Here is a 14198-nt window from a genome sequence, read left to right on the forward strand (position 1 = left end):
AGCCCTGAAATGACATTTCTTTATAGGCTGTAATATTGTATAGAAAAAAACAGGTATAAATGTTACAATATATTTGTAATAAACTCAAGTATAAGGAGACACTTAAATGGCTATTATTGATGTAATTAAATTTGACGGAATGCTTAATGGTGCAGATTGGCTTATTTATCGTTATCCGGGAAATTCATTTGTTTTTGGGAGTCAACTCATTGTAAACGAAGGGCAAGTAGCTGTTTTTGTAAAAGGAGGACAAGCACTTGACTATTTTACTGCTGGTACATACACTTTATCAACTGCCAATATTCCACTATTACAAGGAATTATTAATTTGCCATTTGGCGGGAAAACACCTTTTACAGCAGAAGTATATTTTATAAACAAAACATCCAAACTTGATATGAATTGGGGCACAATTGATCCGATTCAATTGATTGATCCCAAATATCACATAAAGTTGAGAATTCGAGCTTTCGGACAATTTGGAATGAAAGTTGATGATTACAGAGTATTTTTAACTGAACTCATAGGATCAATGAATCCGCTGGAAATGATTAATTATAACAAAATGCTTAGTTACTTTAAAGGTGTATTAGTGATGAAAGCAAAATCTTTGATCGCTAAAGGTATAATAGAGAACAAGGTGTCTGCACTTGAAATTTCAGCATCTATAGATGAAATCTCTAAATTTTGCAAAGATGAAATTAGTTCGGAATTTAATCGATTTGGCTTAAAAGTTGTCAATTTTTATATACAATCAATTAATTTCCCAGATGAAGATTTTGAAGAAATAAATATAATTCTTAAAGATAAAGCATCCTTCGATATCATTGGAGATCAACGCTATATTACAAAAAGATCTTTTGATACCATGGAAGCTGCTGCTGGAAATGAGAATGGAATGGCTGGAACTTTTGCTGGTGCGGGATTAGGATTAGGTGTTGGGTTAAATATGAGTAATTCTGCTATGGGAATAGCTTCGCATCTAAATGCCTCTCAAAATACAGAAAAAGGCATTTTGTGTTCTAATTGTAATAAAATGAATTTAGGCGATGTTAAGTTTTGTGGTGACTGTGGCACAAGAATATCACTTCCAAAGGTTAATTGTCATGACTGTGGAGAAGAAAACTCACCTGACTCAAAATTTTGCACAAATTGTGGCGCCAGCATGATAAAGTCTTTAATATGCACGAATTGTCAAGTTGAAAACGAGCCAAATACTAAATTTTGCAGAGAATGTGGTAATAGAATAGGAGGTTTGTAATGGAAAACAATACATTGTTTAAACCTTTAAAAATATTGGGGCTTACTCTTTTAGATTTATTAACCATCATGCTTGTTTTTTCAGTTTGGGCTCTTATAAATATGCCATTGTTTCGGTGGGCAGTTTTAGGTATATTCATTCCTTTATTGGCTCTTAATTTATTGATTTATAAAAGTGATAGTCTAGTTGACTCCTATGGTATTCCAAGTTTTTTATCGTTTCTGACAAGTTCTTTTGCATTATACTTGCTTATGATGATTTTTACGGGCATAACATATGCATTTATAAAACCTAGAGAGTATATTATGTACACCTTGTTTTTTTATCTCATCTATATTGTTATTTTTTCTGGTCTCTATATTTCTGGGTTGAATAGTAGAAGACAAAAGGAAGATCAATATTTTGAAAGAGTAGATGTTCAACAGATTAACGAATTAATTATTTCTGTAGAAAATCATTTAAATCAGTTGGAAAAAAACGAAAAAGTTCAAAGTTGGTTGAATTTATTTGATATTATGGTTGAAAGATTTAATGCATCTACACCAGTTGGGAGAATTCAATCTCAATCAATAATTGAGCAGGAGAAGCATATAGTGGATCAACTTTCGGGTTTATGTAAAGAACTACAAAATTATTCGCTTCAAGTAGAAGACAATTACGGTGCGATCCATATTGAAGAAACAATAAAGCAAATAACAAAACTAATCCTCAATAAAGAAAAAATGATTGTAAATAAAATATAAAAGGAGTTTTCTATGGCTAAAGTAGAATCAAGCACGTGTTCTCAATGTGGCGCACCATTAGATATAATGGAAACCACTTGTAAGTTTTGTGGTATTTCCATAGAGCCAGCGCAGAACTTTCAAGGGAATATGCAACAAGGAAAATACATGACAGTTCAAATTAATCAACCCTACTCTCCTCAATTTGTGGCTCCAACCTATAAAACAACTAAAAATAAAACAGCCGCTGGGGTTCTGGCAATTTTCTTAGGTGCACTTGGAGTTCACAAATTTTATTTAGGGAAACCTTTACAAGGTATTATATATTTGTTATTCTGTTGGACTTATATTCCAGGCATTTTAGGCGTAATTGACGGCATCATTTTATTGACTTCTTCTGAGGAAAAATTCAATCAAAAATATGGGAAATTAGAAGCTTGAGATAATTCAAAACAGCCGTAGTCGAATTTTAAGAAAATTGGATTGCGGCTGTTTTGATATTTAATAATGTGCATTTGGGAAGTTAACATATAATAGTATCTCGAAACCTATATAAGCGAATAGCCATTAACGTAATACCAAAATATAAGCACATGGAATATATAAAACTCAATTTATTATTCGATTTATAAAACGAATAATAAATGGGGAAGTGGCATCCCTAGGATGAGAGAAATATGTAAGATGATTGGACTCAAAGAACCTGAAATAGAAGAAAAAGGCTTATTTGTAGTATTGAGAATTTATCGAAAAGTGACTTCAGCGAGCTCATTATTCAGCGAAAACAGTGTTGTAGCAAAAACAAAGAGTGAGGTTATTCGAGATGAAAAGGATAAAATTTTTGAATTGTTGATTGGAGATAAACAGGTTACTGTAAAGGATATTGCAAATAAGATTGGCATTACAGAGGCATCGGTACAAAGAAGGCTTAAATCTATGCAAGAAGATGGTTTAATCAAACGTATTGGCTCAAAGAAATCTGGATATTGGGACGTGAAGCTCTGAAATATATTTTCTATTAGAAGATGCTATCCGTTACAAGGGAAGAGAAAAGATGAATATGCAACGCATGATCGCTTTAATGATTTATAAGAGAACTATAAAAATAGAGCATTAACATCATCTTTAAAAAAAGTTTAAAGGTTTTGCCATAAAAAAAGTGTATTTTGAAAAATCCCCCTACGTTATCCCTTCCTTGTGACGTAGGGTAATGCAGTAAGATGATGTCAAGGAGGTGAAATTTATGTCAAAATATACGACCGGAGAACTGGCTAAATTGTGCGATGTTTCGGTTCGGACGGTTCAATTTTATGATACCAAAGAGTTGCTTAAACCGACCGAACTTTCAGAAGGTGGCAGACGGCTTTATTCAGATGATGATCTGGAAAAGCTACACTTGATTTGCTTGTTGAAGACCTTTGGACTTTCACTGGATTCCATAAAAGACGTACTAAATAGTGAAACACCTAATAAAGTATTGCTTTTGCTACTTGAAGAACAGGCCAGACAAATTAATGCAGAAATTGAAAAAGGACAAAAACAGATAAAAGTCATTGAAGCCGTCAAGACGAATCTACGCAATTCGAAAACCATTCAGGTCAATTCAATAAATGACATAGATCACATTATGAATGGCGAAAGAAAACTTAAAAAAACTTACAGGACTATGTTTGCAATCGGAATCCCCATGGATATTATTGAAATTGCTACAATTTATATTTGGATTACAAAGGGTATTTGGTGGCCTTTTGCTGTTAGTATGTTGATTATTATTGGGATAGCTGTCCTACTCATAAAAATGTATTATAAAAACACAGCTTACATTTGTCCAGAATGCAGTTCGAAATTTAAACCGAGATTTAAAGCGTTTTTCTTTTCAAACCATACCCCAAAGATGAGAAAGCTCACTTGCACAGACTGTGGGCATAAAGGTTGGTGTGTAGAGACGTATTCAAGTGAGGTGCAAAAATGAAAAACACACTTATAAAAGCACTGAAGTTTACGCTTTGTATCTTACCCTTTTCTATAGTTGCAGGTATTTCAATTGGTTTCTATGAAATGAGCACAGGACTTGCCGATTCAATTCTGACGCAAATGTCTTCGACTTCCTTTGTGTTATTTGTTACAATTCAAACGGTTATGTTCGCCTTGATATGCGGCTTTGTGGGATACTTTATCGCAGAAAAGACGGGTCTAGTACGTCAATTCAGCTTCTTACAGTAACGGTGTCAGACACTTTTTGGGAAGTAACGCTCTTAGTCTTTACTGTATCCGTTCATTTTTCTAAATTTGTTCTGTTAAATTAGGAGTTACTTCCGTTTGAGGTGTCCGACACCTTTATTTCTGTTGCTCAATGGGGTGTTCGGATTGGTTTTTGGATGGCTCTATAGAAAGCTGGGCATACAATATGCTATGATTGCCCATGCAATGACGCATATGTGTTGTGATGCGCTTTTTTTTATTTTTATGTTTTTAAGCAAGTAAATAGAGCGTCCTTAATAAAAGTCGTTAGGTAAATATGATTTTTATTAAGGTTTTTTTCTCTGTCCGCTGCGCGACCTTCGTAACCCTCTCGAAAGCCAAGTAGATTGCCATCATTGTGTGTTTAGACTCCAATGGATGGGGGCATTACTGCTTAGTTATCAAGGGGTTAAGACTATTTTTTAGGGGATTGAATTTTAGAAGGGAATAGATTTAATTCGTTCAATATTAATTTACCTTTAAGGTTAATTTGTGTTGAAACTGAAGTTAAAAAGTAGTATAATTAATTAACCTTATAGGTAAAGAGGTGATGAGTTGCTTGACGTAAAATATAAGTCAAATAAATTGGAAAGAGTGTGTACTAATTACTCTTTTGCGAAAAAAGAATACGGAGATAGAATGGCGATTCTCATCCATCAACGCCTAGATCAAATAAGGTCAGCATCTTCTGTAGAAATGCTGGTTCAGTTTTCTATTGGAAGATGCCATCCATTACAAGGCAATAGAAAAGGTGAGTATGCAATGGACTTGGTACAGCCTTATCGGATGATCTTTGAACAAAACGATAAAGAGATTCAAGTCGTTAGAATTATTAAGATAGAGGATTACCACTAGAAGTAGTGTCAAGGAGGAATGTTTTATGAGGCATAGCAAAAATACGATTGCTATTCCGCCAGGTGCGACAATACGCGAGCAGATTGAAAATCGAGGCATGAAGCAGAAAGAATTTGCTCTTAGAATGGATTTGTCGGAAAAGCATGTGAGTAGATTGATCAACGGGCAAGTTGAATTAACACATGACGTTGCATTGAGATTGGAGTCTGTATTGGGTGTGCCAGCAACTTTTTGGAGTAACCTTGAAGTCATATATCGTGAAAAGTTGGCACGTGTTATTGTAGAAGAAGAAATGGAAAAAGATATGGAGCTGGCAAGTTCATTCCCCTATGCAAAGATTGCTACTCTTGGATGGGTGGAAAAGACAAGAAATGCTGAAAAAAAAGTGCTTGAACTAAGACGTTTTTTCGAAGTAGCAAAGCTTGAATTACTTGATAATTTAAGAATTCTTGGGATCGCGTATCGAAAGACTGGCGAAAATGGCATCAGTGATTATAGTCTTGCAGTATGGGCTCAAAAAGCGAGATTAGAGGCTCGAAAATATAATGTTTCGCCAATAAACATCAGTAAATTGAAAGATGAAATCCCTAAGATTAGAGAGATGACTACCAAAACACCAGAGGTGTTTTGTAAAGAATTAGTCGATATTTTGGCTGAGTGTGGCATTGCATTAATTTTTCTGCCACATATTGGGGGCTCTTTCTTACACGGTGCGACCTTTTATGATGGAAAAAAGATCGTGATGGGCTTAACGGTAAGAGGTAAATATGCGGATAAATTTTGGTTTAGTTTATTTCATGAGTTACATCATATTATGTCAGGTCATATTAGCAATGTCGAAGAAACCACTTTTCAAGAAGAAAATGATTCAGATACTTTTGCCAAAGACACGCTTATTTTACCAACTGATTTTGATGACTTTGTTAAGATAGGTCATTTCTCAAAAGAAACCATCTTTTCTTTTGCTGATAAAATAGGGATTTCACCAGGTATCGTTTTAGGCCGTTTACAAAAGGAAAATTATATCCCATATGATCGCTTTAATGATGTAAAAGAAAAATATGAAATCGAGTATTAAAAGATTTCATTTCATCCCAAAAACTTCTTTAAGGGTTCAGTCACTTCGTTAAACATGACTTGCTTTTTAAAAAGACTTCGGTGTATGATTATAAAAAGGGCAGGTATAGAACTGACAGAAATCTCTTCGACGAACTTAAATTAGAGCTCGAAAGAAATAAGAGGAAGATTAAGTCAGATGGGTTTAAAGCTGTTTTGTCCTACGCATCTAGGTTAGAGCAAGGACAACCAAAGGTAAATGCCTTAAGAAGGGCATCAAAAAAATAGGACCATTCGCAGGGAGAATCGGTCTTATTTTTTATGACACAATCTATAAATTATTTTAGAATTTCATTTAGCAATTCACCAAGATTTGTTCCTAGAGTTGTAAAGACTTTATCTAGATTTGTTTCGTAGTTATTACTTTGCGTAATTGCAAGACGAATACCGTTTTGAAATCTCTCAAACTTGATATCACCTTTAGCATATCCTCCAAGTCTGTCAGCTAATTTTTTATCAATAAAATTAAATTTATTGCTGACTACAGCATTAGTGAACAAGTCATTATCACGGTATTGGTTAATATCTGGTAAATGTAGAAGTAACCAGAACTCAAACAGTGAACGTTTTTGGGTGTCCGACACCATGAAGGAAATTGAAAACAGTGGAAGAAAAACACATATTTGTTTAATCAGAATTTAGAGGTCGGGGGTTAGCCAAAATACTGATTCAACAATTGGAAGAAATGTTCAAGGCGTTAGGGAATAACTTTGCTGTGTTAGAAACAGGTGTAAATCAAAAGGAAGCACTTATGAACCCTGTATTGGGATGAGTGAGAGTGTGTGCATGAAAAAAACTTTTAGATTAAAAGGGTAATGTCGAGAACATATATGCCCTTTATTTTTTATACGTAAATTAAGGTAGAGTGATTCTCATCTAAGTTGGACAATTGCTCTGAAGTTCTGTTAAATAAACTTAGATCACATAAATAGGGAAAAAAATAAAAAAAAGGGAGGCATATAGAATAGCATCTGTTGCAAGGAAAAAGCCGAATAAAAGTAGTATTGTAAGAATAATTATTTCAAATTTTGATGCTCTACAAGTAAAAGAACTCAAAGTGTTGTATCACAAGTAAGGTGGCGTAGACACGATTCAAATTGAGAAAATGGCTTTTGAAAATGAGCACACAGATTCAAATTCCAGATTTGCAAAGGAGTTCGCCGATTTTAAGAGTCTTAAATGTTTGTAGTAATGCAATTTTAGTCTTTTTAGATGGGCGGTGTTTGTCAACATAGTTGTCAGTAAAACCTAAAAATCAAGATGATAATTCTTCAATGCGCTCTCTTGTGCTTGACTATTTTATATTTGCAAAAATGTTGTCACAAGTTGCGGCATATTATAACACTTATCCGTTCTCCCTTGAGTATCTAATTTTGGAAATCACATATGGGGGAATTGTGGAAGAAATTTTGTTGCGATGGTTTTTAATGTCGATTTTTGAACTGATATTATGGAAGTTATTTGCTCGTAAATACTTATGTAAGTAATAACAGAATGGATTACAATACTTTGATCCCTATAGTAGAAAAACATAAAAGAAATTTTAAAAATATGCTAAAAGAATTTGTAGCAGACAGTGGTTATTCAAGTTAAAAGAACTTAGGGTATCTCAAAGAAAATGATATTGAAAGTTCTATCAAATTTCAAAGTCATGAACAAAAGAAGACCCGAAAATACCATAATGACATTGGGAAATATTACAACATGAAAATGACTGAGATTATGGATAACCAAAGTATTCTCTGTAAAGCTTTCATTTGTCATGATGGGTGTGAGCTCAAACATTTGAAACCAGAGGTTCATAAATGACCAGTTTAGAAGATTTCATCGACGTGGAGATGAAAAAGTAACAAAAGAAATCTTTCTCTATGTTATGGCAATAAATATCAATAAATACTACCGATTTGAGCAAAAAATACTTAAGCGGTATGAAGGAAATTCTGCCTAACAAACGAGCAACTTTAAAATAAGGACCTATTCGTTCGGTGTTTTGGGTGTGCAAAAAAAAGAGATGTATCTCATAAAAAAGATTCCCCAAATAATTTCGTTTGTTGAAACGACTTTTATTGAGGAATCTTTACTTTTGATTAGAGCTTTGGTCAAATTATCTTATTTCCCGACTGCCCCTTTGTTTTTTACTCATTCTCTTTAATTTCATTGATGTATTTATAAATCGTATAGCGCGAGACCTTTAACTTATCCGCAACAAATGAAACAGATTTCTGGTAACTAAACGCCTTCTTCTGATAGAGCATTGAAACCAATCCATATCGATCTGCTTTCTTCATAAGGTCTATCGGTTTACCGATTGAAGCAATACAGGAATCAAACAAATCACTAATATAAGTCACTTCATCATTTTTAATGGCACTTTGGAGATCACTTCCCACATGACTGAGTTCAACGAGCATATTAGATGCCGAGATAATAGCTGTATAATCAAAATTTATCCCCAATGCGTAATGATAACCTTCCCCTATATAATTAAAGGTTGAGCTCTTCACATGTCGCCCTGTTGACGTGATCACCATATGGTCCACATAATCTCGATTCGTAAAAAGGACTTCATCATTGCCATCATTTAAACCGTATATATCTGCAGTGGACCCAACTTGCCGTCCACTTACACGTCCATTATAGATCGCAAGGATAGGGTGTCCAGGTTTAGACATATCATGAATAAGTGTCTCACAAGATGATCCAAACATCTTTGCAAGCCCTTCACCTGTTCTATTCAAAAAATCCAATACACGTTCTCGTTCACTTGCCATGACATACACCTCCAAATCAAGAGTCTTCAATTACTGATTTTAGCATATCAATTCTGAAATTGCAAAAGATCACGAGATCCGTTAATCACAGCGTTTTACAGGAAATCCGTTTTGGAAGACTACTTTGATTTTATCAGAACCCTGTAGTCTGGTAATATCCTCAAGTGGATTGCCCGAAACAACCACTAAATCCGCTAATTTGCCCACTTCAATCGTCCCAATCAAATCACTCTGTTGAAGTAAATAAGCGGCATTTTTTGTGGCAGATTTAATCGCTTCCATAGGGGTTAATCCCGCTTCCGTCATTGCCACAAACTCTCTACCGATCTCTGAGTACCGCGTATTCTTAGAATTTGTAAAATCCGTTCCAAATGCAATTCGAATACCAGCCGCTTTTGCCATCTCTATGGACTTTATATTATGCACTGCACAGGCTTTTCCCTTTTCATAAATAGACGCAGGCAATACAGCCTTCATCTTAGGGATTCCAAGCGAAATTGCCAAAGTGGAGACTAAAGTACAATCATTTTTAACCATGAGCTCAATACATGCCTCATCGAGCATAACACCATGTTCAATACTTCTAACACCTGCTTTGAGCGCGTTTAATGTTCCCGCTGTTCCAGTGCAGTGCGCTGCAACATAGGTACCACGTCTCTCCGCTTCTGCCACGATCGCCGTAAGCTCTTCAAAAGAGAACTGAACATCCGTGATCTTATCTATAGGTGAAGAAACGCCACCTGTTGCCATGACTTTGATAAACTGAGCACCATTTCTAAATTGCGTTCTAACCGCTTCAAGACATTCAGGAATACCATCTGCTAATACAGATAAAGGTGAATGCGCGTTTAAATACGCCTTAGAAAATTGATGTCCTGAATCACCATGTCCAGCGGTCACACTTATGATGCGCCCACTTGGCATGATCTTTGGTCCTCTTACAAGTCCCAAATCAACAGATCTGCCAAGTGAAGGGCCAAATAGTCCCATATCTCTAATAGAAGTAAAACCTGAATCCAACAATTCACCCAAGTCATGTGCTGCACTTAGAATCAAATCAAGGTGTGAATCTAAGTTCTCATCATATCCTTGAGAATCAGCACCAATCACATGGGCATGGCAATCTATAAATCCGGGCATGAGGGTTGCATCTGGTATTCTGATCACTTCAACATCATCCCTTTCTGGACAATGCTCAACTGAACCTACGTATATAATTTTGTCAGCTTCCACAAGTACACAAGCATTTTCCATGGCATCGTCATGACATCCATCTATAACTCTACCTTCAACTTTATAGGCTTTCATAAGCATTTACGCCTCACTTTTTGATATAGGGTTAGTCTGATTAACGACGTGACAAGCAACTGAATGATGTTCATTTACAGCAATCAAATCCGGTCTTACCCTTGAACAAATCTCTATGGCTTCATTACAACGCCCGAAAAATCGACATCCAGGTTTAGGATTGATCGGACTTGGCACTTCACCTTTTAGTATAGGACTAGGTTTACTCTGTTCATAATCTGGATCTGCTTCAGGAACAGCTGCAAGAAGGCCTTTTGTATAAGGATGTAGAGGCTTTTCAAAAATTGCTTCTGTATGCCCCATTTCCACAAGTGTTCCCAAGTACATAACCGCTGTAGAGTCAGATATATGGCGTACCATGGTCAAATCATGTGCTATAAATAGATACGTAAACCCATACTCCGATTGAAGTCTCATTAAAAGATTGATAATTTGCGCCTGAATAGAAACATCCAGAGCAGAAATCGCTTCATCACATACAATAAACTTGGGATCAACAGCAAGTGCTCTTGCAATGCCAATCCGTTGACGTTGCCCACCAGAAAATTCATGCGGGAAACGGTTTGCATGCTCTCTATTAAGGCCCACAAGCTCAAATAAGTTGTATATTTTTTCTATTCGTTCTTCTTTTGTCTTGTACATTTTATGAATATCTAGACCCTCACCGACAATCGCCCCCACAGTCTTTCGTGGATTTAAGCTTGCATATGGATCTTGAAAGATCATTTGCATTTGTTTCGTAAGTGCCTTGTAAGCTTTGCCTTTTTGAGCATGAACTTCAATCCCATTAAATAAAACCGTGCCCCCATCTGCATTATATAACCCAAGAATAGTACGCCCAACAGTGGTTTTTCCACAACCAGACTCACCAACCATGCCTAGTGTTTCCCCACGCTTGATGGAAAAGCTCACATCGTCAACTGCTTTAAGGATTTGATTTTTACCAACTTGGAAGTATTTTTTTAGGCCAATCACTTCAACTAAATTTTCATCCAACATGTGCAGTCTCCTTTATGTCTAATTTTGAAACTCTGCTGACGCGCTTTTGTGGCGGCACAGAAGGTGCTCTGCAATCCAAAAGCCAGCACGAAGCCCTATGACCATTATCCATAACGGTTTCTTCAGGTGCTATCTCCCTACAAATGTTCATACAGTATTTGCACCTTGCAGCAAAACTACACCCTTTAGGCAAGCAAAATAAATCCGGTGGTGAGCCCTCTATTGAATTAAGAGTCCTACTCGACTGAGCCCCTGTACTTGGCACACTGTCTAAAAGCCCCCAAGTATAAGGATGCTTTGGATCATAAAATACGTCTCTTGCAGTCCCTGTTTCTACGATTTTGCCTGCATACATGACTGCAATTCGTTGTGCAGTCTTAGCCACAACACCGAGGTCATGCGTGATCAAAACCACAGAAGCCTTAAATTCACGTTTAAGCGTATTCATCAGTTCTAGAATTTGCGCCTGAACCGTCACATCAAGTGCCGTGGTTGGCTCATCTGCAAAGAGTATCTTAGGATTACAAACCAGTGCAATGGCAATCATGACCCTTTGTCTCATACCGCCTGAAAATTGATGCGGATAACTCATAAAATTCTTTTCTGGATTAGGCAAGCCTACTTTAATGAGCATCTCTATGGCTTTTTGTTTCGCTGCTTCCTTGGAGATGTTTTCGTGACTTAAAATGCCCTCAGCGATTTGGTGTCCAATCCGCATGGTTGGATTTAAGCTTGTCATTGGATCTTGAAAGATCATGGACATTTCTTTGCCGCGCATGCTGGAAATCTCTTTTTGCGTATAATGCGTAATATCTTCACCCATATACTCAATTTTACCTTGTTTAAGTTTCCCTGGTGGTGTAGGGGTTAATTTCATAATGGATTGTACCGTCACCGATTTACCACAACCAGACTCACCAACAATCGCCAGAGTTTCCCCTTGATCCACATAAAAAGAAACCCCATTAACCGCATGGACCTCTCCTGCATAAGTATAGAAGGAGAAATGCATATTTTTAACTTCTAAAATTCTCTTAGCCATGTCTTTCGCCTCCTAACTTCTTAGTTTTGGGTCAAGTGCATCTCTAAGACCATCGCCAAACAGATTAAATGAGAGCATCGTCAATGAAATCAAAACTGACGGAATCATCAATTGAGATGGATAAACTCTAAATACTGCAATACCTGCATTTGATAATTGACCCCAACTTGGAATAGGAGGTGCCACACCAAGTCCGATAAAACTTAAATAAGCTTCATAAAAGATTGCACTGGGAATCCCCATAGTCATACTCACTACAACAATCCCAAGTGTATTTGGAATCAAATGATTAAAAATAAGTGAAGCAGAAGACGCTCCAAGTGCTTTTGAAGCCAATACATACTCCATCTCTTTAAGCTGTAAAATCATGCCTCTAACGGACCTCGCTGACCCCATCCATCCTGTAAGTGCAAAAGCAATGATAATGGAAACGGGCCCTGAACCGATAAACAACATAATCAAAATAATATAGATCATACTTGGCACACACATGGCCACATCTATAGAGCGCATAATGAGCATATCCAATTTACCACCGAAATAGCCCGAAATACCGCCTATAACAATCCCGATTAAACTGGGGATAACCGAACCAAAAATCCCCACTGCTAATGAAACCCTTGCGCCCACCCAAACACGTACCCACATATCACGCCCTAAATTATCTGTTCCAAAGACATGCAATGCTGAAGGTGCTGCATTTGCATTTGCAAGATCTTGACTCTTATAAGTATATTCTGAAAAAACAGGTACAAATATAGAAAGAATCATAATGATCACAATGATAAATAAGCCTAGCATTGCCACCTTGTTTTTAAGTAGTCTACGCCAAACGTCCGTCCAAAATGTGACGCTGGTGCGCGTGATTAAATCACTGTCTAAATTTTGATCTTCAATGAATTCGAATGCATTCGGTAGAAGAATATTTGTCGTCTTGTTCATATCTTCCTCCTATTTTTCAATCCGAATTCTCGGATCAATTATGCCATATGCAATATCTACAATAAAATTTGCCAGTACTAAAAAAGTACCATAAAACACCGTTAAGCCAAGTGTCATTGTATAGTCAAGACCGGTAATGGAGTTGACAAAATGTTGTCCTAAACCAGGAATTGCAAATATTTTTTCAATGACAAAAGTCCCCATGAGTACACTTGCAACCATAGGCCCTAACATCGTTACAATCGGTACCATTGCATTTCTTATTTCATGTCTCAAGACAACTTTGTCTTCTGGTACACCTTTTGCTCTTGCTGTCTTAATATAGTCCTGATTAATGACTTCAAGCATAGAAGCACGCATCACTCTGGTAAGTGTTGCCAAAAGTGAAAGAGAAAGCGCAACTGTGGGCAATACCATAAATTTTAACCCCTTCCACTGTGCAATTGGAAGCAGTTGAAGTTTAACTGCAAAAATATACTGTAAAAATGACCCCATAATAAAACTTGGAATCGAAACACCAATTACTGAAATGAAAACACATAAGTAATCCACGGCCTTTCCCCGTTTTCGAGCTGATATAATACCTAGAAAAAGCCCAATGGGCACAGCTACACCTAGGGAAATAAGCCCTAAGGTAGCTGAAATAGGAAAAGCAGAAGCAATCATGTTATTAACTGTTCGATTGGTGTATTTTAACGAATAACCCAAATCGCCATGCAACAGATTGCCCAGATAGGTCAAATACTGTTCAAATAAGGGTTTATCAAGACCATAATAAGCCATCATCCTAGCTTCAGTTTCTACTGAAAGTACCGTTTCTGTTTGAAATGGATTTCCGGGCAACGATCTCAGTAAAAAGAAGGATACCGTGGCCAGTACAAATATGGTTATCACGGAAATGATCAGTCTCTGTAAAATGTAATTCTTCATATAATTGCTTC

16 protein-coding genes and 1 pseudogene are annotated in these 14198 nt (G+C 36.5%); 10 read left to right on the top strand and 7 right to left on the bottom strand.

Annotation, left to right across the window (positions count from 1 at the left end):
- The first annotated feature begins 106 nt into the window (after positions 1 to 106).
- From F3D3_RS04145 to F3D3_RS04180, 9 genes are all read left to right on the top strand, one after another.
- A complete protein-coding gene (locus F3D3_RS04145; RefSeq protein WP_069871493.1) occupies positions 107 to 1261 on the top strand; it encodes an SPFH domain-containing protein in 1155 nt (384 codons plus the stop codon).
- A complete protein-coding gene (locus F3D3_RS04150) occupies positions 1261 to 2004 on the top strand; it encodes a hypothetical protein (RefSeq protein ID WP_069871495.1) in 744 nt (247 codons plus the stop codon). Before F3D3_RS04145 ends, F3D3_RS04150 begins: the two co-directional genes overlap by 1 nt.
- A gap of 12 nt (positions 2005 to 2016) precedes the next feature.
- Positions 2017 to 2424 carry a TM2 domain-containing protein gene (locus F3D3_RS04155; protein WP_069871496.1) on the top strand — a complete coding sequence of 136 codons (408 nt, stop codon included), beginning with the start codon at positions 2017 to 2019 and terminating at the stop codon, positions 2422 to 2424.
- 225 nt (positions 2425 to 2649) lie between these two features.
- Positions 2650 to 2988: a winged helix-turn-helix transcriptional regulator gene (locus F3D3_RS04160; protein ID WP_069871498.1), complete on the top strand. Its 339-nt coding sequence runs from the start codon at positions 2650 to 2652 to the stop codon at positions 2986 to 2988.
- Between the two features lie 238 nt (positions 2989 to 3226).
- The gene (locus tag F3D3_RS04165) at positions 3227 to 3955 is read left to right on the top strand and encodes a MerR family transcriptional regulator (RefSeq protein WP_069871499.1); all 729 of its coding nucleotides are present in this window, start codon (positions 3227 to 3229) and stop codon (positions 3953 to 3955) included.
- Positions 3952 to 4206 (top strand): hypothetical protein, encoded by a 255-nt coding sequence (locus tag F3D3_RS04170; RefSeq protein WP_069871501.1) that lies wholly within the window; start codon positions 3952 to 3954, stop codon positions 4204 to 4206. The genes F3D3_RS04165 and F3D3_RS04170 overlap by 4 nt, the downstream gene beginning before the upstream one ends.
- A 123-nt stretch (positions 4207 to 4329) precedes the next feature.
- On the top strand, positions 4330 to 4467 hold the full coding sequence (locus tag F3D3_RS25115; RefSeq protein WP_374700062.1) for a hypothetical protein: 138 nt from the start codon (positions 4330 to 4332) through the stop codon (positions 4465 to 4467).
- A gap of 351 nt (positions 4468 to 4818) precedes the next feature.
- Positions 4819 to 5079 (top strand): type II toxin-antitoxin system RelE/ParE family toxin, encoded by a 261-nt coding sequence (locus F3D3_RS04175; protein ID WP_242877083.1) that lies wholly within the window; start codon positions 4819 to 4821, stop codon positions 5077 to 5079.
- Between the two features lie 25 nt (positions 5080 to 5104).
- Entirely contained in the window at positions 5105 to 6157 is a 1053-nt protein-coding gene (locus F3D3_RS04180) for a helix-turn-helix domain-containing protein (protein WP_069871504.1), read from the top strand.
- Positions 6158 to 6473: 316 nt separating this feature from the next.
- Here the strand turns inward: F3D3_RS04180 and F3D3_RS04190 are convergent, their stop codons facing one another.
- The gene (locus tag F3D3_RS04190) at positions 6474 to 6782 is read right to left on the bottom strand and encodes a hypothetical protein (protein WP_069871507.1); all 309 of its coding nucleotides are present in this window, start codon (positions 6780 to 6782) and stop codon (positions 6474 to 6476) included.
- 59 nt (positions 6783 to 6841) lie between these two features.
- On the opposite strand from F3D3_RS04190, the pseudogene F3D3_RS25120 reads away from it, so the two are divergent.
- Positions 6842 to 6967, top strand: a pseudogene (locus F3D3_RS25120) (hypothetical protein); the annotation flags it as partial.
- Positions 6968 to 8330: 1363 nt separating this feature from the next.
- Here the strand turns inward: F3D3_RS25120 and F3D3_RS04195 are convergent.
- The 6 genes from F3D3_RS04195 to F3D3_RS04220 form a co-directional block, all read right to left on the bottom strand.
- Positions 8331 to 8966 (bottom strand): transcriptional regulator, encoded by a 636-nt coding sequence (locus F3D3_RS04195; RefSeq protein WP_069871509.1) that lies wholly within the window; start codon positions 8964 to 8966, stop codon positions 8331 to 8333.
- 81 nt (positions 8967 to 9047) lie between these two features.
- Positions 9048 to 10274 carry an amidohydrolase family protein gene (locus F3D3_RS04200; protein WP_069872022.1) on the bottom strand — a complete coding sequence of 409 codons (1227 nt, stop codon included), beginning with the start codon at positions 10272 to 10274 and terminating at the stop codon, positions 9048 to 9050.
- Between the two features lie 6 nt (positions 10275 to 10280).
- Entirely contained in the window at positions 10281 to 11273 is a 993-nt protein-coding gene (locus F3D3_RS04205) for an ABC transporter ATP-binding protein (RefSeq protein WP_069871511.1), read from the bottom strand.
- Complete coding sequence (locus tag F3D3_RS04210; protein WP_069871513.1) at positions 11263 to 12315, bottom strand: ABC transporter ATP-binding protein; 1053 nt, start codon at positions 12313 to 12315, stop codon at positions 11263 to 11265. The genes F3D3_RS04205 and F3D3_RS04210 overlap by 11 nt, the downstream gene beginning before the upstream one ends.
- A gap of 12 nt (positions 12316 to 12327) precedes the next feature.
- Complete coding sequence (locus F3D3_RS04215) at positions 12328 to 13257, bottom strand: ABC transporter permease (protein ID WP_069871514.1); 930 nt, start codon at positions 13255 to 13257, stop codon at positions 12328 to 12330.
- A 9-nt stretch (positions 13258 to 13266) separates the two neighbouring features.
- Positions 13267 to 14187, bottom strand: a complete 921-nt coding sequence (locus F3D3_RS04220) for an ABC transporter permease (protein WP_069871516.1) — start codon at positions 14185 to 14187, stop codon at positions 13267 to 13269.
- Positions 14188 to 14198 lie beyond the last annotated feature (11 nt).

Source organism: Fusibacter sp. 3D3 (assembly GCF_001748365.1).
Classification (GTDB): domain Bacteria; phylum Bacillota; class Clostridia; order Peptostreptococcales; family Acidaminobacteraceae; genus Fusibacter_A.

Bases quoted from the DNA above. Each gene is read 5' to 3' on its own strand.
- F3D3_RS04220 (WP_069871516.1), bottom strand. From the start codon at position 14,187: ATGAAGAATTACATTTTACAGAGACTGATCATTTCCGTGATAACCATA.
- F3D3_RS04215 (WP_069871514.1), bottom strand. From the start codon at position 13,257: ATGAACAAGACGACAAATATTCTTCTACCGAATGCATTCGAATTCATT.
- F3D3_RS04145 (WP_069871493.1), top strand. From the start codon at position 107: ATGGCTATTATTGATGTAATTAAATTTGACGGAATGCTTAATGGTGCA.
- F3D3_RS04180 (WP_069871504.1), top strand. From the start codon at position 5,105: ATGAGGCATAGCAAAAATACGATTGCTATTCCGCCAGGTGCGACAATA.
- F3D3_RS04170 (WP_069871501.1), top strand. From the start codon at position 3,952: ATGAAAAACACACTTATAAAAGCACTGAAGTTTACGCTTTGTATCTTA.
- F3D3_RS04195 (WP_069871509.1), bottom strand. From the start codon at position 8,966: ATGGCAAGTGAACGAGAACGTGTATTGGATTTTTTGAATAGAACAGGT.
- F3D3_RS04200 (WP_069872022.1), bottom strand. From the start codon at position 10,274: ATGAAAGCCTATAAAGTTGAAGGTAGAGTTATAGATGGATGTCATGAC.
- F3D3_RS04150 (WP_069871495.1), top strand. From the start codon at position 1,261: ATGGAAAACAATACATTGTTTAAACCTTTAAAAATATTGGGGCTTACT.
- F3D3_RS04210 (WP_069871513.1), bottom strand. From the start codon at position 12,315: ATGGCTAAGAGAATTTTAGAAGTTAAAAATATGCATTTCTCCTTCTAT.
- F3D3_RS04190 (WP_069871507.1), bottom strand. From the start codon at position 6,782: ATGGTGTCGGACACCCAAAAACGTTCACTGTTTGAGTTCTGGTTACTT.
- F3D3_RS04160 (WP_069871498.1), top strand. From the start codon at position 2,650: ATGAGAGAAATATGTAAGATGATTGGACTCAAAGAACCTGAAATAGAA.
- F3D3_RS04155 (WP_069871496.1), top strand. From the start codon at position 2,017: ATGGCTAAAGTAGAATCAAGCACGTGTTCTCAATGTGGCGCACCATTA.
- F3D3_RS04205 (WP_069871511.1), bottom strand. From the start codon at position 11,273: ATGTTGGATGAAAATTTAGTTGAAGTGATTGGCCTAAAAAAATACTTC.
- F3D3_RS04165 (WP_069871499.1), top strand. From the start codon at position 3,227: ATGTCAAAATATACGACCGGAGAACTGGCTAAATTGTGCGATGTTTCG.